This is a genomic window from uncultured Roseobacter sp., from assembly GCF_947499265.1.
GTDB lineage: Bacteria > Pseudomonadota > Alphaproteobacteria > Rhodobacterales > Rhodobacteraceae > Roseobacter.
This window is the reverse complement of record NZ_CANMNK010000013.1, coordinates 16,590-38,201: the sequence shown is the minus strand read 5'-3', so window position 1 is coordinate 38,201 and position 21,612 is coordinate 16,590. Positions and strand designations below refer to the sequence as shown.

At 58.5% G+C, this 21,612-nt stretch carries 23 protein-coding genes; 15 read left to right on the top strand and 8 right to left on the bottom strand.

The annotated features are described in order from the left end of the window. Positions 1-145 precede the first annotated feature (145 nt). Positions 146-1,228 carry a substrate-binding domain-containing protein gene (locus Q1A63_RS24150; RefSeq protein WP_298976426.1) on the bottom strand — a complete coding sequence of 361 codons (1,083 nt, stop codon included), beginning with the start codon at positions 1,226-1,228 and terminating at the stop codon, positions 146-148. A 230-nt stretch (positions 1,229-1,458) separates the two neighbouring features. Between Q1A63_RS24150 and Q1A63_RS24145 the strand changes: the two genes are divergently transcribed. Further along, on the top strand, positions 1,459-1,803 hold the full coding sequence (locus Q1A63_RS24145; RefSeq protein ID WP_298976424.1) for a MarR family transcriptional regulator: 345 nt from the start codon (positions 1,459-1,461) through the stop codon (positions 1,801-1,803). Between the two features lie 122 nt (positions 1,804-1,925). On the opposite strand, the gene Q1A63_RS24140 is transcribed toward Q1A63_RS24145, so the two are convergent. Genes Q1A63_RS24140 through nthA form a run of 4 tightly spaced genes read right to left on the bottom strand, consistent with a single transcriptional unit; the run spans position 1,926 to position 3,612 of the window. Next, on the bottom strand, positions 1,926-2,312 hold the full coding sequence (locus Q1A63_RS24140) for a nitrile hydratase accessory protein (protein ID WP_298976423.1): 387 nt from the start codon (positions 2,310-2,312) through the stop codon (positions 1,926-1,928). Then, positions 2,309-2,662, bottom strand: a complete 354-nt coding sequence (locus Q1A63_RS24135) for an SH3-like domain-containing protein (protein WP_298976421.1) — start codon at positions 2,660-2,662, stop codon at positions 2,309-2,311. Before Q1A63_RS24135 ends, Q1A63_RS24140 begins: the two co-directional genes overlap by 4 nt. Next, positions 2,662-2,973, bottom strand: coding sequence for an SH3-like domain-containing protein (locus Q1A63_RS24130; RefSeq protein ID WP_298976419.1), 312 nt, complete (start codon positions 2,971-2,973; stop codon positions 2,662-2,664). The genes Q1A63_RS24135 and Q1A63_RS24130 overlap by 1 nt, the downstream gene beginning before the upstream one ends. A 30-nt stretch (positions 2,974-3,003) precedes the next feature. Next, positions 3,004-3,612 carry a nitrile hydratase subunit alpha gene (gene nthA, locus Q1A63_RS24125; protein WP_298976418.1) on the bottom strand — a complete coding sequence of 203 codons (609 nt, stop codon included), beginning with the start codon at positions 3,610-3,612 and terminating at the stop codon, positions 3,004-3,006. 458 nt (positions 3,613-4,070) lie between these two features. On the opposite strand from nthA, the gene Q1A63_RS24120 reads away from it, so the two are divergent. The 12 genes from Q1A63_RS24120 to Q1A63_RS24065 all read left to right on the top strand — a co-directional run bounded on the left by Q1A63_RS24120 (position 4,071) and on the right by Q1A63_RS24065 (position 15,820). Beyond that, positions 4,071-5,591, top strand: coding sequence for an amidase (locus Q1A63_RS24120; RefSeq protein WP_298976417.1), 1,521 nt, complete (start codon positions 4,071-4,073; stop codon positions 5,589-5,591). A gap of 116 nt (positions 5,592-5,707) precedes the next feature. Further along, a complete protein-coding gene (locus Q1A63_RS24115) occupies positions 5,708-6,946 on the top strand; it encodes an ABC transporter substrate-binding protein (RefSeq protein WP_298976416.1) in 1,239 nt (412 codons plus the stop codon). Between the two features lie 10 nt (positions 6,947-6,956). Continuing rightward, positions 6,957-7,823 carry a branched-chain amino acid ABC transporter permease gene (locus Q1A63_RS24110; RefSeq protein WP_298976415.1) on the top strand — a complete coding sequence of 289 codons (867 nt, stop codon included), beginning with the start codon at positions 6,957-6,959 and terminating at the stop codon, positions 7,821-7,823. Beyond that, a complete protein-coding gene (locus Q1A63_RS24105) occupies positions 7,823-8,854 on the top strand; it encodes a branched-chain amino acid ABC transporter permease (protein WP_298976414.1) in 1,032 nt (343 codons plus the stop codon). Before Q1A63_RS24110 ends, Q1A63_RS24105 begins: the two co-directional genes overlap by 1 nt. Further along, a complete protein-coding gene (locus Q1A63_RS24100; RefSeq protein WP_298976412.1) occupies positions 8,851-9,573 on the top strand; it encodes an ATP-binding cassette domain-containing protein in 723 nt (240 codons plus the stop codon). Before Q1A63_RS24105 ends, Q1A63_RS24100 begins: the two co-directional genes overlap by 4 nt. Beyond that, positions 9,570-10,277: an ABC transporter ATP-binding protein gene (locus Q1A63_RS24095; RefSeq protein ID WP_298976410.1), complete on the top strand. Its 708-nt coding sequence runs from the start codon at positions 9,570-9,572 to the stop codon at positions 10,275-10,277. Before Q1A63_RS24100 ends, Q1A63_RS24095 begins: the two co-directional genes overlap by 4 nt. 64 nt (positions 10,278-10,341) lie before the next feature. After that, entirely contained in the window at positions 10,342-11,901 is a 1,560-nt protein-coding gene (locus Q1A63_RS24090) for an amidase (RefSeq protein WP_298976409.1), read from the top strand. Positions 11,902-11,965: 64 nt separating this feature from the next. Further along, complete coding sequence (locus Q1A63_RS24085) at positions 11,966-12,265, top strand: antibiotic biosynthesis monooxygenase (protein WP_298976407.1); 300 nt, start codon at positions 11,966-11,968, stop codon at positions 12,263-12,265. Then, positions 12,258-12,722, top strand: coding sequence for a hypothetical protein (locus Q1A63_RS24080; RefSeq protein ID WP_299632643.1), 465 nt, complete (start codon positions 12,258-12,260; stop codon positions 12,720-12,722). Before Q1A63_RS24085 ends, Q1A63_RS24080 begins: the two co-directional genes overlap by 8 nt. Before the next feature lie 96 nt (positions 12,723-12,818). Continuing rightward, positions 12,819-13,805, top strand: a complete 987-nt coding sequence (locus tag Q1A63_RS24075; protein WP_298976405.1) for an acetamidase/formamidase family protein — start codon at positions 12,819-12,821, stop codon at positions 13,803-13,805. A gap of 13 nt (positions 13,806-13,818) precedes the next feature. After that, positions 13,819-14,580 carry an SDR family oxidoreductase gene (locus Q1A63_RS24070; RefSeq protein ID WP_298976404.1) on the top strand — a complete coding sequence of 254 codons (762 nt, stop codon included), beginning with the start codon at positions 13,819-13,821 and terminating at the stop codon, positions 14,578-14,580. A 538-nt stretch (positions 14,581-15,118) separates the two neighbouring features. After that, positions 15,119-15,820, top strand: a complete 702-nt coding sequence (locus Q1A63_RS24065) for a hypothetical protein (RefSeq protein WP_298976402.1) — start codon at positions 15,119-15,121, stop codon at positions 15,818-15,820. A gap of 113 nt (positions 15,821-15,933) precedes the next feature. On the opposite strand, the gene Q1A63_RS24060 is transcribed toward Q1A63_RS24065, so the two are convergent. Next, the gene (locus Q1A63_RS24060) at positions 15,934-16,836 is read right to left on the bottom strand and encodes a LysR family transcriptional regulator (RefSeq protein ID WP_298976400.1); all 903 of its coding nucleotides are present in this window, start codon (positions 16,834-16,836) and stop codon (positions 15,934-15,936) included. Positions 16,837-16,956: 120 nt separating this feature from the next. On the opposite strand from Q1A63_RS24060, the gene Q1A63_RS24055 reads away from it, so the two are divergent. Then, a complete protein-coding gene (locus tag Q1A63_RS24055; RefSeq protein ID WP_298976399.1) occupies positions 16,957-17,937 on the top strand; it encodes a sterol desaturase family protein in 981 nt (326 codons plus the stop codon). Between the two features lie 74 nt (positions 17,938-18,011). Beyond that, a complete protein-coding gene (locus Q1A63_RS25710; protein ID WP_366524398.1) occupies positions 18,012-18,230 on the top strand; it encodes an oxidoreductase C-terminal domain-containing protein in 219 nt (72 codons plus the stop codon). Positions 18,231-18,238: 8 nt separating this feature from the next. Here Q1A63_RS25710 and Q1A63_RS24050 read toward each other — a convergent pair whose 3' ends face one another. Both Q1A63_RS24050 and Q1A63_RS24045 read right to left on the bottom strand, forming a co-directional pair. Beyond that, positions 18,239-20,137 carry a DNA/RNA non-specific endonuclease gene (locus tag Q1A63_RS24050; RefSeq protein WP_298976397.1) on the bottom strand — a complete coding sequence of 633 codons (1,899 nt, stop codon included), beginning with the start codon at positions 20,135-20,137 and terminating at the stop codon, positions 18,239-18,241. A gap of 40 nt (positions 20,138-20,177) precedes the next feature. After that, entirely contained in the window at positions 20,178-21,437 is a 1,260-nt protein-coding gene (locus Q1A63_RS24045; RefSeq protein ID WP_298976396.1) for a hypothetical protein, read from the bottom strand. Between the last annotated feature and the right edge of the window lie 175 nt (positions 21,438-21,612).

Genomic DNA, 21,612 nt, shown 5'->3' with positions numbered 1-21,612 from the left:
AAAGGCGCGGTCCGCCACAGAGGGTTGAAAGAAGTCCACCAAACTTACCCGTATCGATCCCAACGCTGCGACCGGCGAATGCCTGGGGCGCGCGTTGGAGGTCTCTGCGATCTGATCTCGTCGTGACAGCTGATCGTGCAACCAGTCAGGGGAGCCGTTGTAGGTCATCGAAGACAAATCCATTGGCGCGGGCGAGAAAGACGGGAGATTTGTTGTCGGCGTTTGTAACATATAGCCCGCGCCGGGCGCTCTTGTAGGCGATGGGGCGCGATGACGGCATCCGATGGGCCCGCCAATCCTGGTCAGGTTGGTCGACCAGACTGGCCAGAAAATGCAGCCCCTCATAGGTGGACTGGCCGAGGGCGTTCAGCATGGGCGCGCGCTCCTGATGCAGGCTGTGGTATTTCTCTCGAAACTCCGCATTTCCTGGCGTATCCAGACCGGCAAAATACGACGCCGAAGAAAAGAGCCGATGCAGGTTCTGTTCGCCGCTGGCCAGCAGACCGTTTTCCTCGATGGCGCAGGACAGGCGAAACGTGGTCAAGTGCAGCTTCATGGCGCCAAAGATGCGGTTAAACGCAACCGCGTCCTGACCCACCAGGGAAATCAGAACCGCATCGGCACCCGATTTGCCGATTGTCTCCACCGCATCTGCAATCCTTTTGGAGTTGAAGGGCAGGTAGCTCTCGAAAACCAGCTCACGATGGTGGCGGCGCAGCTGTATCTTGGCGTAGGCATGCGAGACACGCGGCCAAATGTAATCATTGCCGATCAGCGCCCATTTCTTCAGCTTAAACCGGCGGCTCATATATCCGATGGCCGGGCCCAACTGCCGGGCGGGCATGTCGCCGATTGTAAAAACGCCCGGAGAGGCTTCGCCGCCTTCGTAAAGCGGAGTGTATATGAACGGTATTCTGCCCCGGACGGTCCCGATGATCTTTTGCCGCACCGCGCTGATGTGCATGCCCACGATCGCGTCGATCCGACCTTGCGAAATCAGATCATCGATCAGGGTCTCGACGGGTGTTTCCGCTTCCACGGCTGCATCGATTACCACGACCTCGACCGGACACCCGGCGATGCCTGTGCTGGCGTTGAGCTCGTTCAGCGCCACCTCAGCGCTGGCAATGCAGGACGGTGCCCACATGCCCGCCGCCCCGCACATCGGGATCAGCAGCGCGACACGGTAGGGCTGATCCGCGTGTGCATTTGATCGCGCACCCGGCATGCCATACGGAAAAGAGGTCGTGTCCTCACTTCGCCAAAGATGTATGTGCGTCGAAGCCATCGATCCGTTTTCTTTGCTAGTTTTAATTCAAAGACGGTGGTACTTGGTGTCCGCAACGTCAACTTTGTTACCATTGAACTGTCGGTCGTCGGATGTCAGAGCCTCAAAAAACAGTAGATTCGTATATTTCTTATGCACTTGCTGCGGCCCATCGAAAGCTTCACATCGAATTGAGCCAGAATCTCAAGGCGCTGAACGTGCAGGTTGAAACCTGGCGCGTGCTGCAGTCATTGCGTGCCTCGCAGGGTATCACAATGCGGGAGCTGGCTGAAATTGTTTTGATGAACCCGCCGACGCTGACCAAACTGGTGGACCGGATGGTGGCGGACGGGTTGGTACAGCGGCAGCTGGCCGCAGAGGATCAAAGACGTGTGCATTTGGCGCTGACCGATCTGGGCGTCACACTCGCTGACAAGATCGCACTCCACGTCGAAGCGCAAAACGACCGGATCATCGAGACAATCGGATTGGAAAAAGCGCAGCTCCTGCGAGAGGCGTTGGATACGCTTACGTAGGGTTGGGCGCCTGATGTGATCGCGTTCGTCACCGGTGTCATAGACAGGTTGATCCAGCCCGATCAGGATACCGTCGGTGCCGCTCTCTGTTAAGCCCCGGACCGTGATGCCTTCGACGCCACTCACGTACCTGCGCCAGCCGCGCCTTTCACAAGCACCGGTGCCTCGCCAAAGCCACGATGCTCATCCGCCGCGCGCCAGTCTTCCTTGGCCGCCAGTAGGCTTTGTGCATCGGTGACCTTCTTCGCTGTGATCAGCTTTTCCAGAGCGCTGAGCCAGTGTTTGTAGTAGGTGTCGCCCAGATCGGGATCGCCCGCCGCCTGCGCCAGCTTGATCTCTTCCGACAGTGTTTCGCACCAATCTGACCAGGCAAAGACACCGCGTTTGTGCAAGTCCACCGTCATGGCAAAGGCCTTGGCTTCCCATGGCGCATTAAAAACGGGCCCGCCCTCGTCATGGGGCAGGTGCGGCGTGCGTTTGAGGTCGGAGCCTTTGATCTGATCGTTCATGGCGCGGGCCTCATGTAGTCATCGAACATGTCGATGTAGAGATACATATTCTCTGCATGGTCCTCGCCCCAAAGCTCCCGAAACGAGAACTTCACCGAATAGACATGTTGCGCCTTGTGCCCCAGCCCATGCGCGCCGGTATCGGGAAAGGCGAAAACACCATGGTCCCGCTCCACGATCCCCTTTTTGCCGCGGACGTAGCGGGGCAGGCGGGTATGGGTCACCGGGTTGATGTTCTTCATCTCCACGGCATCACCGATGCTGAACTTCGGCGCGACATCCTCATCCAGCCGAGCTGAGGCGCCAGTGGCAATCAGGCCCGGCACGATGTCTGGTGTCAATGTGGGCATCAGGCGTCCTCCATCGCGATGTGCTTCTTGCGGGCGTCCAGCTCTTCCTGCGTGATGACCCCCTTTTCCGTCAGCAGCGTTTCCAGCGAGGCCAGCCAGTGCTCGTAATAGCTGGTCTCCAGATAATGCGCCGGACCCATGCGCTCGATGGCATGGCGAAACTCATCCACGTTGTAATGCCCGCCCGCGAAACAGGAGACAAAAAGACCGAACATCCGCCGTTCCCAATCGTCTTTGAAACGGGGCTCGTCTTTGGTCGGATTGATCGGGCCAAGACCGTCCATGCCACCCAGATCGTGTATGCCGTTCATGGGGTTGTCCTTTCTATCGGGTTACGGCGTTCAGTGCGCCGCCAGTACATCGGTGCCGATCATCGCATCGCGGGTGACGATCTCGGCCAGTTGTTCTTCGGACATGCCATCGGTGCCATCCGGCCGCTTCGGCAGCACCAGATAGCGCAGTTCTGCATTGCTGTCCCAGACGCGGATTTCGGTCTCTTCCGGCAGGCTGACACCGAACTCATCCAGCACCCCGCGGGGATCTTTGACCACCTTCGCGCGGTAGGGGGCGGCCTTGTACCAGACCGGCGGCAGGCCCAAGGTCGGCCACGGGTAGCAGGAGCATAATGTACAGACGACGATGTTGTGCACGTCCTCGGTATTCTCGACCACCACCATGTCCTCGCCCTGCACACCGGAGAAGCCCAGCTCACTGATCGCTGCGGTGGTATCGCTCAGCAAGCGCTCCTTATAGGCCGGGTCGCTCCACGCCTTGGCGACGACGCGGGCGCCGTTGCGCGGGCCGATCTTGGTCTCATAGGTCTCGACAATCAGGTCGATCGCCTCGGGGTCGATCAACTCCTTCTCAGTGAGGATGGACTCCAGAGCCTTTACGCGCAATTCCACATCCGACAGCGGCTTGTTGTGCGGGTGAGGGTGGTCATGAGGCATCGTCTTTTCTCCTTGTCATGCGGATGGTCCAGTGCCTTGCCGGTCCCCGTTTGCGATTGGCGATGCTGTCGTCCAACCGGTGTCGTTCGGGCGGATCCGGTGCCCACCATCCGGCAGACAAAACGGGATCGGAACTGACATGGCAACTGATTAAATATCGGGCACTTTTTCGGTGTGCAGCGAAAAATCACAAATTTTCTGTCCGCGATCTGTTGCAGCTGAGTATTTCAAAGGTTAACCAAAATTAAGTTTCCAATTCAACTAATTTCATTTAATAGTTGTTTCTGGACAGCGGGAGTGCATGAGGCAGAGGCGCGCGACAAGATGCGACTGTTTCATTTTATTTAGTTAAGTCAGAGTATTACGCGTCAAATGCTTATCATTTGGACGCAGCGAAAACGGATTGAGCCGCCAAAGACGCATGTCTGGGCGGCGCTGAAAGAATGGGAGCCATTAGGATGATAGACCGTCCGGAAGCCTCAGATGTCCGCGCAGCGGGAGCCGAGCTGGGTCTGGCGCTGAGTGCTGAGGATAGCGCCTCTTTTCTGGGCCTGATGGGGGGGCTTTTTGAGGCTTACGATCTCGTGGATGAGATGGAAAGCCCGCTGCCGCCGGTGACATATGAGCGGTCGCCAGGTGTCAGACCCGATCCTGCCGACAATCCGTTCAACGCCTGGGTCGTCAAAACTGAGATCAAAGGCGCGCCTGGTGGCAAGCTTTCGGGTAAGACCGTGGCCATCAAGGACAATGTGAACGTTGCCGGCGTGACCATGGAAAACGGCTCCACAATCCTCGAGGGGTACGTGCCCGAAACCGATGCGACCATTGTCACCCGCCTGCTGGAGGCCGGTGCGGATATTCACGGCAAGGCGGTCTGCGAATACTATTGCGCGTCTGGCGGCAGCCACACCTCGGCCAGCGGGCCGGTGGAAAACCCGGTCGTGCCTGGCCACAACGCGGGCGGTTCCTCCTCGGGCTCGGCAGCGCTGGTTGCCGCGGGAATCGTAGATATGGCGACGGGAGGTGACCAAGGTGGGTCAATCCGTATTCCCGCGTCTTTCTGCGGCGTTGTGGGGCTGAAACCAACCCATGGTCTCGTCCCTTATACCGGCATCTTCCCGGTCGAACTGACCGTCGATCACGCAGGACCAATCACCCGGACCGTGGCCGATAATGCGCTGATGCTGGAGGTCATGGCAGGCCCGGATGGGCTTGATCCACGCCAGACCGGCGCGCCCAGCCAAGCCTATTCCGAAGGCATGGGGATGCCCGCGCGCGGCCTGAAGGTCGGGGTGGTTTCCGAAGGTTTCGGTCACCCGGGTGGCGAGGCGGAAGTTGATGCCCGCATTCACGAGGTGGCCGAGCGGCTTGGGACGCAGGGTGCCGAGGTTGAAGAGGTCTCCATACCGCTGCACGCGGCAGGGGCTGCCATCTGGACACCGATTTTCCTCGAAGGTGCGACAGAGCTGATGATGCGTCAGAACGCCTATGGCACCAACATGAAAGGGGTGTTTCTGGAAAGCCTGCTGGAGAAGCAATCGCGGTGGAAAGCGCGGGCCAATGAGATGTCGGAGACGCTGAAGTTGGGGCTTTTGATGGGGCACTACATGTCGTCGCGCCACAAGGGGCGCTACTACGGCAAGGCCCAGAACCTCAATCGGCTGCTGACTGCGGCCTATGACGATCTGCTTGCCAAATGCGATGTGCTGCTGATGCCGACAACGCCAATGGCGACGCACCCGCTGCCCGGCCCGGAGGCCAGTCGTGAGACGATTGTCGAGCGCGCCTTTGCAATGATCCCGAACACCGCGCCCTCCTGCGCCACAGGGCACCCGAGTATTTCCGTTCCTGCGGGCACCACCGATGACGGGCGGCCCATCGGTGCGATGTTCATCGGGCGCAAGCTGGAGGAAAAAACGCTCTACCGGGCCGCTGCTGCGGTCGAACAGCTCTCCTTTCAAAAAATGACGGCGGAGTGACACCGCCGCTGAAACGGTCCTGCGCCAACGGGTCTGCTCCCGGCGCAGGGCGGACGATCCATCACAGAACAGTCTCAGCAGACCAAGAGACGCCGACCAACAAAAGGGAAACGTAGATGACACTCTCACGCCGTAAATTTATCCGGAATTCTGCCGCTGGTGGGGTCGCGCTCGCAGCGCCTTCGCTCATCGGCAGCATGGCGCGGGCGCAGGATGGCCCCATCAAACTGGGCAGCCTGCACGATCTGGCCGGGCCGCTGGCGGCCACCGGCGAGCCCATGGTCTATGCCATCATGCTGGCGGTTGAGGAGATCAATGCCGCAGGCGGATTGCTGGGGCGTGAGGTCGAGCTGATCAACTATGACACGCAATCCAACATCCAGCTATACTCGCAATTCGCGCAGCAGCTTGCGGTACGCGACAAGGTCGATGTGATCCACGGCGGCATTACCTCCGCCTCGCGCGAAGCGATCCGTCCGATCTTCAGCCGGTTCCGGACCCTCTACTTCTACAACACGCTTTATGAGGGCGGCGTCTGCGACCGCAACACGTTCAACACTGGCACGACCCCCGCCCAGACGGTGGAAAAACTGGTGCCTTACGCGATGAACCTCTGGGGCAAGAAAGCCTACATCATCGCGGCGGACTACAATTATGGCCAGATCACCGCGAAGTGGATGCGCAAATACGTCGAAGACCATGGCGGCGAGGTGCTCTCAACCGATTTCTTCCCGCTCGACGTGACCAACTTCGGACCGTCGATCTCGCGGATCCAGGCGGCCGGACCGGACCTGCTCTTGTCGGCGATGGTCGGCGGCAACCACACCGCGTTCTATCGTCAGTGGGCTGCTGCGGGACTGAAGGATGAGATTCCCATTGCCTCTACGACCTTCGGTTTGGTGAACGAGCCCGCGACACTGGAAGCGTCCGAAAGCAAGGGTGTGCTGGGCAGTTACGGCTATTTCGAAGAGCTGCAGACACCGGCAAGCCAGGCCTTCGTCACAGCGATCAAAGACCGGCATGGCGCACAGACGCCCTATGTCAGTGAACTGGCGGCGGCGAGCTATGAGGGCGTGCACCTCTGGGCCGAAGGGGTCAAAATGGCGGGCTCGGTCGACCGGATGGCAGTGATCGAAGCACTGGAAACGGGGCTCTCGTTCGACGGGCCGAGCGGCAAGGTGGTGGTGGATCCCAAGACCCACCACGTGACGCGGAATACCTTCCTCGCCGAAGTTGAAAACAGCCAGTGGAACGTGCTGGAGACCTTTGAGCAACAGGAGCCGTTGGATACTGCGGCAGTCTGCGATCTCGAAGCGAATCCGAACGACACCACCCACTACATCATCGATATCTGAGGGGCGGGCTATGGACATCGCCATCATCGTCGGGCTCGACGTCATCAGTGGCATTGCCTCCTTGGTGCTGATCAGCGCTGGTCTTGCGGTGATCTTTGGCATGATGAAAATCATCAATCTCGCGCATGGGGAATTCCTCATGCTCGGGGCCTATGCCACGGTGCTGTCGGTCTCGGCGGGGGTGAACATCTGGTTTGCGATGCTGGTCATCGCGCCGGTTTTCGTCGGGCTTGTCGGTGTGATCGTCGAGCGATGCCTGATCCAGTTTCTCTATGGCCGACTGGTGGATACGATGCTGGCGACATGGGGTCTCAGTCTTGTGATCGTCGGCGGCACGACGATGATTTTTGGTAATACGATCGTGGGGGTGTCCTCACCCTTGGGCGGTTTCCAGGTCGGGGCCTATCAATCGAGCCTCTACACGCCGTTTCTGGCGCTTATGGCCATCCTGCTGATGACCGCTGTCTGGGCCGTCATGCGCTATACCCGAGCTGGTCTCATCGCCCGCGCGGTGATGCAGAACCCCGATATGGCGGCGACGCTGGGGGTCAATCCGGCCCGGATCTATATGGCCACTTTCGGCGCCGGGGCGGCGATGTCGGGGCTTGCGGGCGGTCTTCTTGCCCCGGTCGCAGGCGTGGTCCCGACCATGGGGGCCGCCTATATCGCCAAGGCCTTCATCACCGTTGTCGGCGGCGGTACCTCGATCCTCTGGGGGTTGATCTCGGCCTCTGGCCTTTTCGGCTTCATCAACCAGATCGCGGCCTTCCTGACCACACCGGTCTTTGGCGAGGTGATCCTGTTCATCGCTGCTGTGATCCTGATCCGGATGTTGCCCACCGGCATTTCAGGCCGATTTTTCAAAGGACGTTTGTGATGCATCTTCTCAACGGCATGATCGGGGCACTTGTCGGATCCGCGGTGGCTGCGGCCTTCATCCTCACCGCGCCGCTCTACGTCGATCTTTTCCAGATCATGCAGCTAACCGTCTTTGCGGCCATGGCCGTCCTGGCGCTCAGCCTCGGGTTCATCTGGGGCTACGGCGGCATCCTCTGCTTTGGTCAGACATCTTTTTTTGGTCTAGGCGCCTACGCGTACGCGGTCTCGGCGATCAATTTCGGCGACAGCACGCCTGCGATTCTACTGGCCATTCTGGTGCCTGTGATCTTTGCGGCGCTTCTGGGCTATTTCATGATCTACGGTGGGATCAGTGACGTCTATCTAGGGGTGATCACCCTCACGGTCTCATTGATCCTGTTTAATCTGGTTAATTCCACGGCGGGCGATTTCTACAAGATCGGGGATGCGCGGCTTGGCGGATTCAACGGCATGCCGGGGGTGCCGACCTTCAACCTGCCGGGCAACCCGGGCTACATCCTCACGCCGGAGCAGGCCTGGATGGTCACGGGCATCGCGCTGATCCTGGTCTATCTGGGGCTGCGTCTGCTGATCGCCAGCTCCTTTGGCCGCATCATCATCGCCATCCGTGAAAACGAGACCCGGGCGGCGCTGCTGGGCTATGACCCACGCATCTACAAACTCATCACCTTCATGATCGGCGGGGCCATCGCCGGGTTTGCTGGTGCGCTCTACGTGAATTGGGGTGCCTTCGTCAGCCCCACGATCTTTGCTCTCGGCCTCTCCGCGCAGATCATCATCTGGGTCATCATCGGCGGACGCGGTACGTTGATCGGACCGGTCATCGGCTGTTTGCTGCTGCAATGGATGGTCACCGAGATCGGCGCGCAACAGGCGCTGGATGCCAATTTCATCCTTGGGGCGATCCTGATCGTCTTTGTATTGCTTGTGCCCAAGGGCATCGCGCCGACCCTGCGCGATCTGGTGATGTTGCGCTTGGGGCAAGAAAAAACGGCCCCGCCCGAGGTCAGCGTGAAGGTGAAGACATGAGCGCGCCGTTGTTGCAAACCAGCGGTCTCACAATCCGCTTTGGCGGGGTCACCGCGGTCGATGGGGTGGATTTCACCCTCAAGGAATCCGAGCTGCGCTGCCTGATCGGGCCGAATGGCGCGGGCAAGTCCACCTTCTTCAAACTTCTCACCGGTCAATTGCATCCGTCAGAAGGGCATGTGCACCTACGCGGTCAGGATATTTCCGGCGCCCGCCCACATGAAATCGCGCGTCAGGGCGTGGGGATCAAGACCCAGGTGCCCAATGTCTTCAACGCGCTGAGCGTGCAGGAAAACCTGTGGATTGCCGCACGTCACAAACATACGCCGGGATTTGCCACCGAGCTGACGGAGAAGATCCTGACCCAACTGCACCTAACCGGGATCGCGACCAAAGAGGTTGGCCAACTCGCGCACGGGCAGCGGCAATGGGTGGAGATCGGGACCGTTCTGGCTGGCGAGCCGGAGCTGATCCTGCTGGATGAACCAGCAGCCGGCATGACCCACGAGGAGGTGGAGCGGACAGCCGAGCTGATCCTGGAGATCAACAAGTCGCGCGCGCTGATCGTGGTCGAGCATGACATGCAATTCATCAAGATGATCGCCAGGACGGTGACGGTGCTGCATCAGGGAGCGGTGCTGATCGAAGATGACGTGGCGCGCGTGCTCGAAGACGCTCGCGTGCGCGATGTCTATCTGGGCAAGGGGCTGGCGGCATGATTTTGGACGTCGACGCGCTCAGGTCCGGCTATGGCCGCATTCCGATCCTCGCAGGTGTGACGCTGAATGTCGCTGAGGGTGAGTTCCTCGGCATTCTGGGCCACAACGGCATGGGCAAGACCACGCTGATGAACACGCTGATGGGCCATTTGCCTGCGACGGGCGGGACGGTCCGGTTCAACGGACAGGACATCACGGGGCTGCCGCCGCACAAACGCGCCTTGGCAGGGCTGGGGCTGGTGCCGCAGGGGCGGCAGATCTTCCCAGACCTCAGCGTGCACGAAAACCTGCGCATGGGCATGGCGGGCAGTTCGGAGGAAGACCCCGCTCTGCTCGATGACATCCTGAGCCTTTTTCCGCGCCTGCAGCGGCTGCTCGACCGGCGAGGCGGCGCGCTGTCAGGCGGAGAACAGCAGCTGCTGGCACTCGCCCGGTGTCTTTGCGCCCGGCCAAAACTGATGCTGCTCGATGAGCCGACGGAGGGCATTCAGCCCTCAATCCTGGAGGAGATCGTGGAGACGCTGAAAACGCTGCGCAGCCGCGGGCTGTCGCTGGTGCTGGTGGAGCAAAACCTCGATTTCATCGCCGCCTTGTCCGGCCGCGTGCTGATCATCCAGAAAGGCGCGATCACCGGCGAGCTTATGCCACACGACCTCAAGAACCCGGAAACCGTTGCCGAATTCGTCGGGATGACAACGGCCTGAGCATCTGATCCGGCGGTGCACCAGCCGCCATGACGACCCGAAACTGACCCAGAGGAGACAATCCATGACCATCACGAGACCCACAGTTGAAAAGGTTCTAGAGATAGCGGAGGGGCTGGGGATGACCCTGACGCGGGCCGAGGCGGAGGAGTATCACACGCTGATGCAGCCCAACCTGGATGCCTATGATGTTGTTGATGCCGAGCCTGATTTCACGCCGCCCGTGGCCTATCCTCGGACTTCCGGCTATGCGCCATCCGCCGCCGAAAACCCCTTCGGCGCCTGGGCCCGCAGGGTCGAGGTGAAGGGCGCGGCGGACGGCAAGCTCAAGGGCAAGACGGTCGCGCTCAAGGACAATGTGGCGCTGGCGGGCGTACCGATGACGAACGGCGCCTCGACACTCGAAGGCTTCGTGCCGGTGGCGGATGCGACCATTGTGACGCGGATGTTGGACGAAGGTGCCACCATCGAAGGCAAGGCCGTTTGCGAATATTTCTGCCTTTCGGGGGGCAGCCACACCTCGAAACCCTCCATGGTGCATAATCCGCGCAAGATGGGGTATTCTGCGGGCGGTTCCTCCTCGGGCAGCGCGGCCTTAGTCGCGGCGGGCGAGGTCGATATGGCCATCGGCGGTGATCAGGGCGGCTCCATCCGAATGCCCGCGTCCTACTGCGGGATTGCGGGCATGAAGCCGACCCACGGGCTTGTACCCTATACCGGCGTCATGCCCATCGAGAGTACGATCGATCACACCGGCCCGATGACCATGTCCGTTGCTGACAATGCGCTGATGCTTGAAGTGCTGGCGGGCGCGGACGGGCTGGACCCGCGCCAATACGCGCCGAAGGTCGACAGCTACACCGACGCGCTGGATCGCGGCGTGGCGGGCATGAAAATCGGCGTGTTGAAGGAAGGGTTTGTCGCGGGCAACATGATGCCGGGCGTGGCAGATGCGGTGAAGGAGGCGGCCGAGACCTATCGCGGATTGGGTGCCACGGTCGAAGAAATCTCGATCCCCGAGCATCTGCTGGCCGCTGCCGTCTGGGGCCCGATTGCGATCGAAGGGCTGCAGTGGCAGATGATGCAGGGCAACGGCATGGGAATGAATTGGAAAGGCGCCTATGACGTTGGTCTGATGGACTTCCATGCCGGTTGGCGCGGCAAGGCGGATGACCTCTCCGAGAGCCTGAAGATCTGCATGCTGATCGGTCAATACGGGATCGATCATTACAACGGGCGCTACTATGCCAAGGCGCAGAACCTGTCGCGCAAGGTCAAAGCGGCTTATGATGCGGTCTTTGCCGACTACGATCTGTTGTTGATGCCAACCCTGCCGATCACCGCGTCCAAACTGCCGGAACCGGGCGCGCCCATCTCCGAAGTGATCGCCCGCGCCTTTGAGATGATCGCGAATACCTCGCAGTTTGATGTGACGGGACATCCGTCGATGTCGATCCCCTGCGGTGAGGTCGATGGTCTGCCAGTGGGCCTGATGCTGACGGGTGCGGATTACACCGAAAGCACGATCTATGCCGCGGCCGCGGCCTTTGAGGCGACAGTGGACTGGACGGGGACGGTGGCCAAACCCGCTTCGGCGTCGCCCGAATTGACGCCCGCACAATAAGGCAAACGCCCCGGGCCGATCAGCGTTGCGATTGGCCCGGGGCAGAACCTGCAGAGAAGACCTTATGATCACCATCACGGCCATCATCCGCGCCAAATCAGGTCAGGAAGCCGCCTTGCGCCGCGCACTTCTGGAGGTGGCAGACCACGTCGCCGCTCATGAGCCTGAGACGCTCGGGTTTCATGTCTCGCAAAGCCTTGATGACCCAGCTGTTTTCACGACCTATGAGCGGTTTGCCACGAAGGCGGCCAAGGATGTCCATAACGCATCAGACGCTGTCGCCCGGTTCTTTGCGCAAGCTGAGGTGCTGATCGAGGGCGAGGCGATCCTGCATACCTGCCAGGAGGTCACCGCCGGTGGATGATTTTGCCGAGCGTTGCGTGCAAGAGGCGCACCGGCTTCATGTTGTGTTGCAAGACTGGCTGCGCGGCACGCTGCCACGCACCGCTGAAGGTTTCGCGCCCTTTGCCGACGCGCTGGCCGATCCGTGCCGGGTGGTCAGCCCGCTCGGGACGATTACGGAACGCGCCGAATTGCTCACGGAGTTCGAGGCCATACATGGCGTACTTGCTGCGCAGGGCAATGCCTTTGTGATCCGCGTCGAAAATGCGCTGGTGCTGCGCCAATGGGGCGACCATGCACTGGTGAGTTACGAGGAGAGGCATGATCTGGGCGATGAAAGCTCGGCCAGGCTTTCCACCGCGCTCTACACTGCCGATGAAAATGCACCGCTTGGCGTCGCTTGGTCGCATATTCATGAGACATGGCTGCCCGGGCGCGCACCGGTAGCGGGTGAGCGTTTTCCCGTGGAGGTGGCGTGAATGCGGGCACCCGATTGCGCTGCGATCATGGGGAGGCCTTCTTCGCAGCAGATGAAATGGACGACGGCACAACGATCAATCAAGGGAGGCTGACATATGGACTGGCTCGATCACTCACTCATGGGCAAAAAGGGCGTGGCGGCTGGTGTCGCAGGGGCGGCACACAGCTTAACCATCGAGGATCAGAAGACGTTTCACTATGTTTACGGACCCTACGCCGATCCCGTGCTGGAGGTTGATCCCGGTGCGGTTGTCACGGTGGAGACCCACGACGCCTTTGAGGGCAAGATCCTCAGCGCGGCGGACAAACCGTCAGAAATCCTGCAATTCCCGTTTCTCAATCCGCAATCAGGCCCGATCCACGTGCGCGGGGCGGAAAAGGGTGACGCGCTCGCGGTACGGATCATTTCTGTCAGCCCGCGGGGGCCGCAGCCTGTCGGCACCACCTGTCTGATCCCGGAATTTGGCGGTCTTGTCTCAACCGGTCAGACCGCGATGTTGAACGCGCCCTTGCCCGAAATCGTCAAGAAAGTGGTGGTTGATGAGGCGGGCGTGCATTGGTCTGATACGCTGACGTTGCCCTATGAACCCTTTATCGGCACCATCGGCACGGCACCTGAGATCGAGGCGATCTCCTCGCTGCAGCCCGACTACTACGGCGGCAACATGGACCTGCCGGATGTCGCACCGGGCGCGATCATCTACCTGCCGGTGAACACGCCTGGCGGCTATCTATACGTGGGCGACTGCCACGCCATTCAAGGCGATGGAGAGCTTTGCGGTGTCGCGCTGGAAATCCCCGCAACGGTTGTGCTGCAGATCGACCTGATCAAAGGCCATGGCAATGCCTGGCCGCAGTTGGAGACGGAAGAGGCGATGATGTTCATCGGCAGTGCCCGCCCACTGGAGGACGCCGCGCGCATCGCGTATCGCGAGCTGGTCCGCTGGGTCGCGGCTGAAACCGGCCAATCGGAGGAGGAGGCCTATATGCTGCTGACCATGTGCGGCAAGGTCCGGTTGGGCAATATGGTTGATCCGAAATACTCGGTCGGGGCCTCCATTCTGAAACGCTATCTGGTTTGAATGAGGAAAAATCATGGATTTGGGATTGAAGGGACTGAATGTCCTCATCACCGGTGGCAGCAAGGGGATCGGGCAGCGCTGTGCCGATTTGATGGCGCGCGAGGGCGCCAATGTGGCGATCTGCGCGCGCAAGGCAGAGGAGGTTGACGCCGTGGTGGCAGGGTTGAAGGCTCATGGCACCACCTGTTTTGGTGCGGCGGTGGATGTGGCCGACAAGGGCGCGTTGGAAGCCTGGGTGTCCGAAAGCGCCGACGCCCTGGGTGGGATCGATATCGTGATCGCAAATGTCTCCGCCCTGGCGGTGGCTGATGACGAGGCCGCGTGGCAAGCGGGCTTCGAGACGGACATGATGCATTCGGTGCGGCTGGTGAATGCCGCGATGCCCTGGCTGGAAAAATCCGATCATGCGGCGATTACGCTGATCTCCTCCGTCTCTGGCCGCGAGATCGATTTCACCGGTCCGGCCTACGGCGCGTTCAAGGGCGCGTTGGTGCATTATGCGCAAGGGCTGGCCTACAAGCTGGCGGGGCATGGCATTCGGGCCAATACCGTCTCCCCCGGCAACACCTATTTTCCCGGCGGTATCTGGGCGCAGATCGAAGAGGGTAATCCGGAGCTATTCGCCGAGGCCATGTCACTGAACCCCACCGGCCGCATGGGCACGCCGGAGGAGATCGCCGCCGGCGTCGCCTTTCTCTCGGCCCCTTGTTCAAGCTTTACGACCGGAACGAACCTCGTGATCGACGGCGCGCTGACCAAAGGCGTGCAGCTGTGATGCGCGCGCACTGATTTACGGCGGTTCAGTAGCTCTGGGGTGGTTCAGACCCTGTTCCTTTCCGGGTCAATTGATGACGGCGGTGTGTTTGATCAAACCTTTGATTTTGAGCCCGGGATTGACACACTTGACCTGTCGCTTTGGGAATTAACACCTATGAACGGTTGAGCGAGCAAGGCTTGTAGGGCGACTTGACTGTGTCATGCGGTGACAATTCGCTAGTTATCCATGGCCCTAATACTGCCGATATGGCAAATTTCCAGCAAGATGACTTTGTGTTTGCCAAGGAACAAGATGGTTGTTCGAGCATGAGGATGTCAGTTGAAGCCCGGCAGATAAATCCCAAGAAATGTAAAGTGACCCACAAAAAGAGATCGCTATCGAGCTAATTTGAGTGGCTCCATTGGACTGTCGCCTTGAGCCCGAAGCGTTCCGGAAATCAGAGGTGGCATACGGGCACGCTCACCCGTTTCGGTGAGCATTGTTTGACTTACTTAACTGCTTGAAGTAAATTATTTTTTCCTCATCACCCTAGGCAATGGAGAACGAATTCCGAGTGGTTTCACAACACCTTCAATCATCATCTGAGAAAGCCCATGTCACACCTCTGTGGCTGTTCGTGCTGGCCGCCGTCGTGCCGCTTTTCGTGATCATCATTCTCGCCAACCAATCGGTTGAGATGCGCGGCCAAGCATTCCGCGACACCTACTCAGCCGTTAGAAGAATGAGAACCGGACAATTCCCGCCCTACCTGGGCATCGTATCAAACCTAGGGATCGTCATTTGGTGCGCCGCCTGGGCCGTCACGGGTTTTATTTCTCTCGTTATGTTTCACAAGCGCGCAATTAGGCTTGGTCTGTTCCTGCTGTCTCAGAGTGTGATCACCGGCATTTTGGTGGCCGATGATCTCTTGTTGATGCATGAGATGGTCTACCCTCGTTTCGGGATAGATGAGGTCGTTATCTTTGCTGTTTACATCTGCCTCGTTGGCCTTTGGGTCGGAACTTTTCGCGCTGTTATTTCATTCATCGGCGCTGGTCTGCTTATTCTGTCGGGGTTGGGATTTGCCTGCAGCATCGTCGGCGATATGCTCGAAGGCACGCAATTCCATGTGCCGATGATGGATGGCTCGGGGAAGCTTTTCGGCATCTTCTTTTGGACGGTATTCGCATTGCGTGGATGCTGGGTGCTGTTGGAAGCAGACAGAACCCCATTCTTTGCTGTCGCGACACAAAAGTGATGCTTTGACGGGCTGAAAGCGCGGTGCGCTTTGTGACGCCGCGCTTTCCACGATATGCGCATTGAAGCGATTGAAGTGCATGGTCAGATTTTGATCGAAGTCTAATCGGTCGGCTAGGTAGCAACAATATGTCTACGGCCGTCAGCATTGAGAAAGTAACTTTTGCAGCTTTCCACAAATTGCTCGACGATCCGACGTGGGTTGGATTTGTCGTAGCCCAATGAGAGAGTGAGGGGTGGCAGCGGGTCGGTGATCGGTCGTGCAACAAGCTGGTCACCTGCATAGCTCACATCTGTTGAGGGCAACATGTTTAGCACGGCCACGCCATGGCCCGCGCCAACCAAACTGCGCACCATTTCTGTTGAGTTTGCGTATGCAATCGTTTCCGGCGCATTTTCAGCTACGCCAAAGAGCTGTCGATAATAGTCCACAGCGAACGGGCGATTGAGAACGATCAAGTTCGACTTTGCCAGCTCTCTCAGGCTTACCGATATCTTTTGGGAAAGTGGATGGTCTGCTGGCACGAGGCAATATGCAGGTGCTTCGATCAATACATCATACTCGATTTGCGGCAATGCGCCGTCTGAGACAAACAGGATTGCGTCGTATTCGCCCGCCAATTGGCCTTCCTGTGCACGGTTATTGTCACATTCTTCCAAATGAATGGTTGTCTGAAAATGCGACTGCGTAAGGGACAGCAGGATTTCTGGCAAAAATGCGGGCGCAACGGGTGCGTAATACCCGATCCGAAGATCTCCCTTCAGGGCATTTTTCAATTCTGATCCTTCGGTCAAAACTGCGTCATATTCTTCAAGAAGGCGGGCGAACTTACGTTCCATCACTTTGCCGCTTGCCGTTACCGTAATCCCGCGAGAGCGGAACCGGTTGAGCAGCTTGAGTTGGAACTGCTCCTCAATCTGATCAACGGCAGCCGAAACTGCAGAAGCCGCAATGTTCAACTCAGCCGCCGCCTGCGCAATGCTGCCATGTGCCACGACAGCGTTGAAATATCGCATGCTACGTAGGGAAACCGTCATAATACCTCTGAAAATCAGATGTTATTCATCATTTCATTCTGTTTGCCGCATGAACTGAAATCCGTCAATCTTTGCCCTGTAAATCAAAGCGAGATGCGAATGTCCGAGGAACAGTTGAAAGGGTGGAACCATCTGCCCGAATTACCGCTCAAGGTCTCGCCCGTGTTTGTCTGGCCGCCCAAGCCGGTCGAAATCGCAACTTGGTTCTGGAATTCCTGGTTTTTGATCTCTGAGCGGTTGATTATCGTCGGGATTGCCGTTGCCTGTTACTTGTGGTTCCAGCCGTCACTCGAAACCACCAAAACGTTCGAAATTGGCTGGATTACACAGATTTACGTGCGGAACTTTCTGCTGACGCTTCTGGTCGCGGGATCATTGCATCTTTGGTTCTACACATACTCCGCGCAAGGCAAACAGCTGAAGTATGACCCCCGGCCGCTTATGGTGAGTGGGCGGCAATTTACGCTGGGGGGGCAGGTGCGGGACAACATGTTCTGGACGCTTGGCACCGGGGTGATTGTCTGGACTGTCTATGAGTCCGTCTTGTTCTGGGCCCTCGCCAATGGGCATATCTCGATGATCAGCTGGGACGCCAATCCCTTTTGGTTTGTGGCAATTTTTTTCTTTATACCGGTGTGGGAAAGCTTTTACTTCTACATCATTCACCGCGCGATCCACATTCCGTTCCTGTATAAACACGTTCACTATCTGCATCACCGCAACATCAACGTGGGACCATGGTCGGGGATGTCACAACACCCGATTGAGCAGATGATTTTTCTCGGTTCGGTATTCATCCATCTATTGATCGGGGCTCACCCGCTGCATATCATCTTCCATCTGCAGTATTACTTCCTGACGGCCATCACGACCCATACGGGCTTTCAGGGTTTGCTGGTGAACGACAAAAACCGCCTCGCGCTTGGCACCTTCCATCACCAAATGCATCATCGCTATTTCGAATGTAACTATGGCAGCCTTGAGATCCCTTGGGACAAGTGGTTCGGGTCGTTCCATGACGGCACGATCCAGGCCAATGAGAAAATGCAGGAACGCCGCAAGAGGATCATGGGTAAATGAGCGTCATGGACCTGCGGGTGCATCTGGTTGCAAGTGTCCGTAGTATAATTGATCAGGCCTAATCCGCGGCTGCTGTGCTTGCTGGAAAATTGAATCAACAGGCGTTGAAGCCCTGGTTCTGGCTCGATCAGTCTGAGGTAAAACTCCACATTTCCGGACTACCCACTAACCACGATCAGATCGCAAAGCGTAGTGGTGCTGGGAAAAGATGTCATTTTGCTATGATGCGTAGCAGCAGCCGTCCGGTGGCCGAGGACAGGCTATCTCGCGGCGTTCCGGTACCGAATTGCTGAACAAACACCTAAAATGCCAGATCTTTCTGATGCCTGATTTCCCGCATCGCGACACCAATTTTGATATCACTTAGGGTTTCGGCGCTGGCGTCACTCAGTCGTTCGGGGTGACGCGTGATATCTGCATTCTGATAGGCATCGAACCCCAGCCCAGTTTGTTGAGCGAGTTCTGAAACAGAAACCTGAAAGAGCCGAAATGGGTCAAAATCGAGGCTTTCGATGTCGTTCAATAAATCGCTTTGCGACAGGATAAAGCACGCTGACCGAAGAGCCTCATCCGTGCCGCGGTAGGCGATCAGCTTCCAGAAGCTGCGGGGGATCAGGGCATTGCGGTAGCTGGGATCGTCATCATCGAACAAGGGTCCCGCCAGAACAGAAATGCGGATGTCCTGAACATCGGCTTCTTCCAGTATCAGATCTTCAAGGCGTCCCCAAATGCCGCCCCGTCCGGATTGGTTAAAGCTCTCGTGCTGTGGCGCGATGTTCGTGAAACAAAAGGATTCCCGATTGGCCCGCTTCGCGTCTTCGATCTCTCCCCAGGCCAGATCGGCGCGGCGTGCGATGTGCCCGCGATCAAGTTTGTTGTCCGCATAAAGTGTGTCATCGAGCTGGTATTTCGCTTCAATACGATCATCCAGCCGAAAACCATGGCGCCCAAGTTGCACTTTCCGCGCGCCATCGGTGTTCCAGGCAACAAACCGTGCCAGTCGGCGGGCGGCACTCAGGCAGACCGAAAAATGCATGTAGGGGATCGTCTGTCCTTTTCCGAAATTCACGGCATCGCGTTTCAGCGCAAGCGACAGTTCCGGCATCGGCGCGGGAAGCCCCAGAAAGTCCGCGTCGTAGCCGAGGGTGTCCTCCTGAGGCAGCGCGTGATCCTTTGACGATTGCGCGTTCGCTGGGACCAGCGTGAAGCCAAGCTTGCTCTGAACCGAGGCCGGATAGCAGGCCAGCGCATGCTCATCGGGACTGGCGTCGCCCTCTCCGGCGAAATGCAACCCCGCGAAGATATCCGTCGCTTTTTCCTCTTCAGAGATGATCCAGACTGCGCCGGAATCTCCGCCCATGCTTATTTCACCGTCAGCGGCGGGAAGATCGGGGTTCGGTCCGATCTCAAAACAGCCAATATTCTGAGCGCCAACGGCATCTCCGAAATCAATCTGAACGATCACATCCGTCCGCCGAACGATGCCATATGTCGTCTCGGTGGTGCGTCCCGTCTTTACAACGGTATCGCCCAGATCGACATCGGCCATTTGTGTAAGGACGGTATCAAGACCGTAGACCGTGCGTTCAAAGTCGCGCTCTGCGATCCGGGCAAGCGCGCAATCCCCGGCGACCCCCAAATGGCTGCGCAACAGCGTGCCGCAGGTGTTGCCTTCGGTGTTGTTGTCATCGAAGGGGCCGGGTTGAACTATCTTGTCGCCGATCTGGCCGGTCTCACCATGCAAAACATGCCAGTTTGACAGGATGCAGGCTGCGCCGCTGGCCGCGTCGAACACGATCGCCCCCAGCGTCCCCGCCGTTCCATCGGGATGACTGACACTGGCCCCCGGCACCAAGGGATCGAGCCGCGATTTGAGCACAGATTCAGGGCCACGCTTGACGATACTGTAGGCCGGTTTGAAGCTGCGCTGCACGACGTCGGTCGGAACAGACCGCCCGTTTGTATCGATCCGTTCGGGAAGCGCCTTTGACCCCAGGTTCTCCAATGCGGACACGCCAAGCTTTTCGCGCACGGTGAAAACAACGCTGATCTCCCCGTCACCATTCTTGCGCCCGATGCCAATCGACGTGACATTTGGGTCCCTCAGATATGCGGTGCCCCGGGTCCGGATAAAGCGGCGCAGATCGCGCATCAGCTTGAGGTCTTCCGGTTCTTGTGACTTCGCAGATTTCTTGGCCATGTCGGGTCCTCCGGTGTAACGACGCCTGATCAGACAGAGATCAGGGTCTTTCGAGGTTGGTTTCTGTAATGAGCGATTTTGCGATCTGACCCAGTTCGCGATTTGGGACGGACCCATTCTTCTGAGCGGCGCGCATGACGTGCTGGTAGAGCAGTTGTCGGTCCACATTCGCGGGGTGCAGGTTCATCCTGTCGAGTTGATCCAGAATGCCGGCAATGCCGCTATGTCGCCCGATGACGATCTCTGCACGACGGCCGATTGTTTCTGGGGAGAACACATCCTGCATGATCTCTGCCGGAATGGATTGGTGGATCCCGGTTTCGACCAGAAAACTGATATCGCCGACCAGGGGTTTGTTCGGCGAAAACTGCATCCCGGTATGTTCCTTGAACGCCTGCACGACCTCGGCCATCATCTGTGTTTTGCAGCCATTGGCGAACCGCGGATCGTCGGCTTCAAAATAGGCGGCATAGGCCAGGAGCTGCTCCAGAGCAGTATTGCCGCCGCCATCGCCGGTATTGCCGATGGTTACCTCGGCCTGGGTCGCACCCGCCCTGATCCCGGTAATCGAGTTTGCGAGGCTCAGCCCCAGCAGGTTATGGCAATGAACGCCCAGCGTCGTACCGGGGGGCAAGGCAGCCTTGATGCGGCCAACCAACTTGGCAAACCCATTGGGCTCCATGGTGCTGAGCGTGTCGGCAACCACAATGTTCGTGGCCCCCGCGTAGGCGGCTGACGCACTCAGATCCATGAGAAAAGACGGATCGCGGTTTCCGGCGCAAATCAGATAGTATTGCGCTTCCGGAAAGTAGCTGCGCGCTTCGCTCATCAGATCACAAGAGCGATCAATCGTCTTGCTGTAGGCGCGACCAGCCCAACCTGCGGACGATGACAGAAGATCGAAAGGCCGTGCGGATGTCGCGATCCGAGATCGATGCTCTGCCCCTTTCAGGGCCTCAAAGGCGCGTTTGATGTCCTTCTTGATCGGTCGGGACAGAACGCTGAGTTTGACGGTGTCTGTCCGATCAGCGATCTGCATGACACCGTCCATGTCCACCGCGCTGGCGGCGGGAAACCCGGCATCGATCACATCAACGCCGAGCTGTTCGAGCAAAACGGCAAGGTCCCCTTTCTGCCGGGCCGTAAAGTGGAGGAAGGCCTGCTGCTCACCATCCCTCAAGGTCGTCTCGAAAATCTCCATGTTGTCACCTTCTTTCCTTTCTGCTGCATCAAGGCGCTTCAGAACCCGTGGCCGCGCGAAGGTTGCGGCAATGGCGGCGGTCGCAGACCCGAAGGCCACGGTGTCGCTATCCGTGGACGGACCAAGATCAATTCGTGATCATGGCTTCGTCGATATGCCTGAGAGATAAGGAGAACACGGGCGCGCAACAGGGGTAGAATTTTCCCTTAATGCAGAGTTCATTGACTGTTCATTTTGAGCTTATGAACACGTCATGCCACCAGAAAAAATTTGC

Excerpts from the sequence above, each read along its gene's own strand:
- Q1A63_RS24070 (WP_298976404.1), top strand. The coding sequence starts at position 13,819 with ATGGATTTGGGATTGAAGGGACTGAATGTCCTCATCACCGGTGGCAGC.
- Q1A63_RS24100 (WP_298976412.1), top strand. The coding sequence starts at position 8,851 with ATGAGCGCGCCGTTGTTGCAAACCAGCGGTCTCACAATCCGCTTTGGC.
- Q1A63_RS24055 (WP_298976399.1), top strand. The coding sequence starts at position 16,957 with ATGTCCGAGGAACAGTTGAAAGGGTGGAACCATCTGCCCGAATTACCG.
- Q1A63_RS24105 (WP_298976414.1), top strand. The coding sequence starts at position 7,823 with ATGCATCTTCTCAACGGCATGATCGGGGCACTTGTCGGATCCGCGGTG.
- Q1A63_RS24115 (WP_298976416.1), top strand. The coding sequence starts at position 5,708 with ATGACACTCTCACGCCGTAAATTTATCCGGAATTCTGCCGCTGGTGGG.
- Q1A63_RS24150 (WP_298976426.1), bottom strand. The coding sequence starts at position 1,228 with ATGCCGGGTGCGCGATCAAATGCACACGCGGATCAGCCCTACCGTGTC.
- nthA (WP_298976418.1), bottom strand. The coding sequence starts at position 3,612 with ATGCCTCATGACCACCCTCACCCGCACAACAAGCCGCTGTCGGATGTG.
- Q1A63_RS24060 (WP_298976400.1), bottom strand. The coding sequence starts at position 16,836 with ATGCGATATTTCAACGCTGTCGTGGCACATGGCAGCATTGCGCAGGCG.
- Q1A63_RS24090 (WP_298976409.1), top strand. The coding sequence starts at position 10,342 with ATGACCATCACGAGACCCACAGTTGAAAAGGTTCTAGAGATAGCGGAG.
- Q1A63_RS24065 (WP_298976402.1), top strand. The coding sequence starts at position 15,119 with ATGGAGAACGAATTCCGAGTGGTTTCACAACACCTTCAATCATCATCT.
- Q1A63_RS24130 (WP_298976419.1), bottom strand. The coding sequence starts at position 2,973 with ATGAACGGCATACACGATCTGGGTGGCATGGACGGTCTTGGCCCGATC.
- Q1A63_RS24110 (WP_298976415.1), top strand. The coding sequence starts at position 6,957 with ATGGACATCGCCATCATCGTCGGGCTCGACGTCATCAGTGGCATTGCC.
- Q1A63_RS24085 (WP_298976407.1), top strand. The coding sequence starts at position 11,966 with ATGATCACCATCACGGCCATCATCCGCGCCAAATCAGGTCAGGAAGCC.
- Q1A63_RS24120 (WP_298976417.1), top strand. The coding sequence starts at position 4,071 with ATGATAGACCGTCCGGAAGCCTCAGATGTCCGCGCAGCGGGAGCCGAG.
- Q1A63_RS24135 (WP_298976421.1), bottom strand. The coding sequence starts at position 2,662 with ATGCCCACATTGACACCAGACATCGTGCCGGGCCTGATTGCCACTGGC.
- Q1A63_RS24140 (WP_298976423.1), bottom strand. The coding sequence starts at position 2,312 with ATGAACGATCAGATCAAAGGCTCCGACCTCAAACGCACGCCGCACCTG.
- Q1A63_RS24095 (WP_298976410.1), top strand. The coding sequence starts at position 9,570 with ATGATTTTGGACGTCGACGCGCTCAGGTCCGGCTATGGCCGCATTCCG.
- Q1A63_RS24050 (WP_298976397.1), bottom strand. The coding sequence starts at position 20,137 with ATGGCCAAGAAATCTGCGAAGTCACAAGAACCGGAAGACCTCAAGCTG.
- Q1A63_RS24075 (WP_298976405.1), top strand. The coding sequence starts at position 12,819 with ATGGACTGGCTCGATCACTCACTCATGGGCAAAAAGGGCGTGGCGGCT.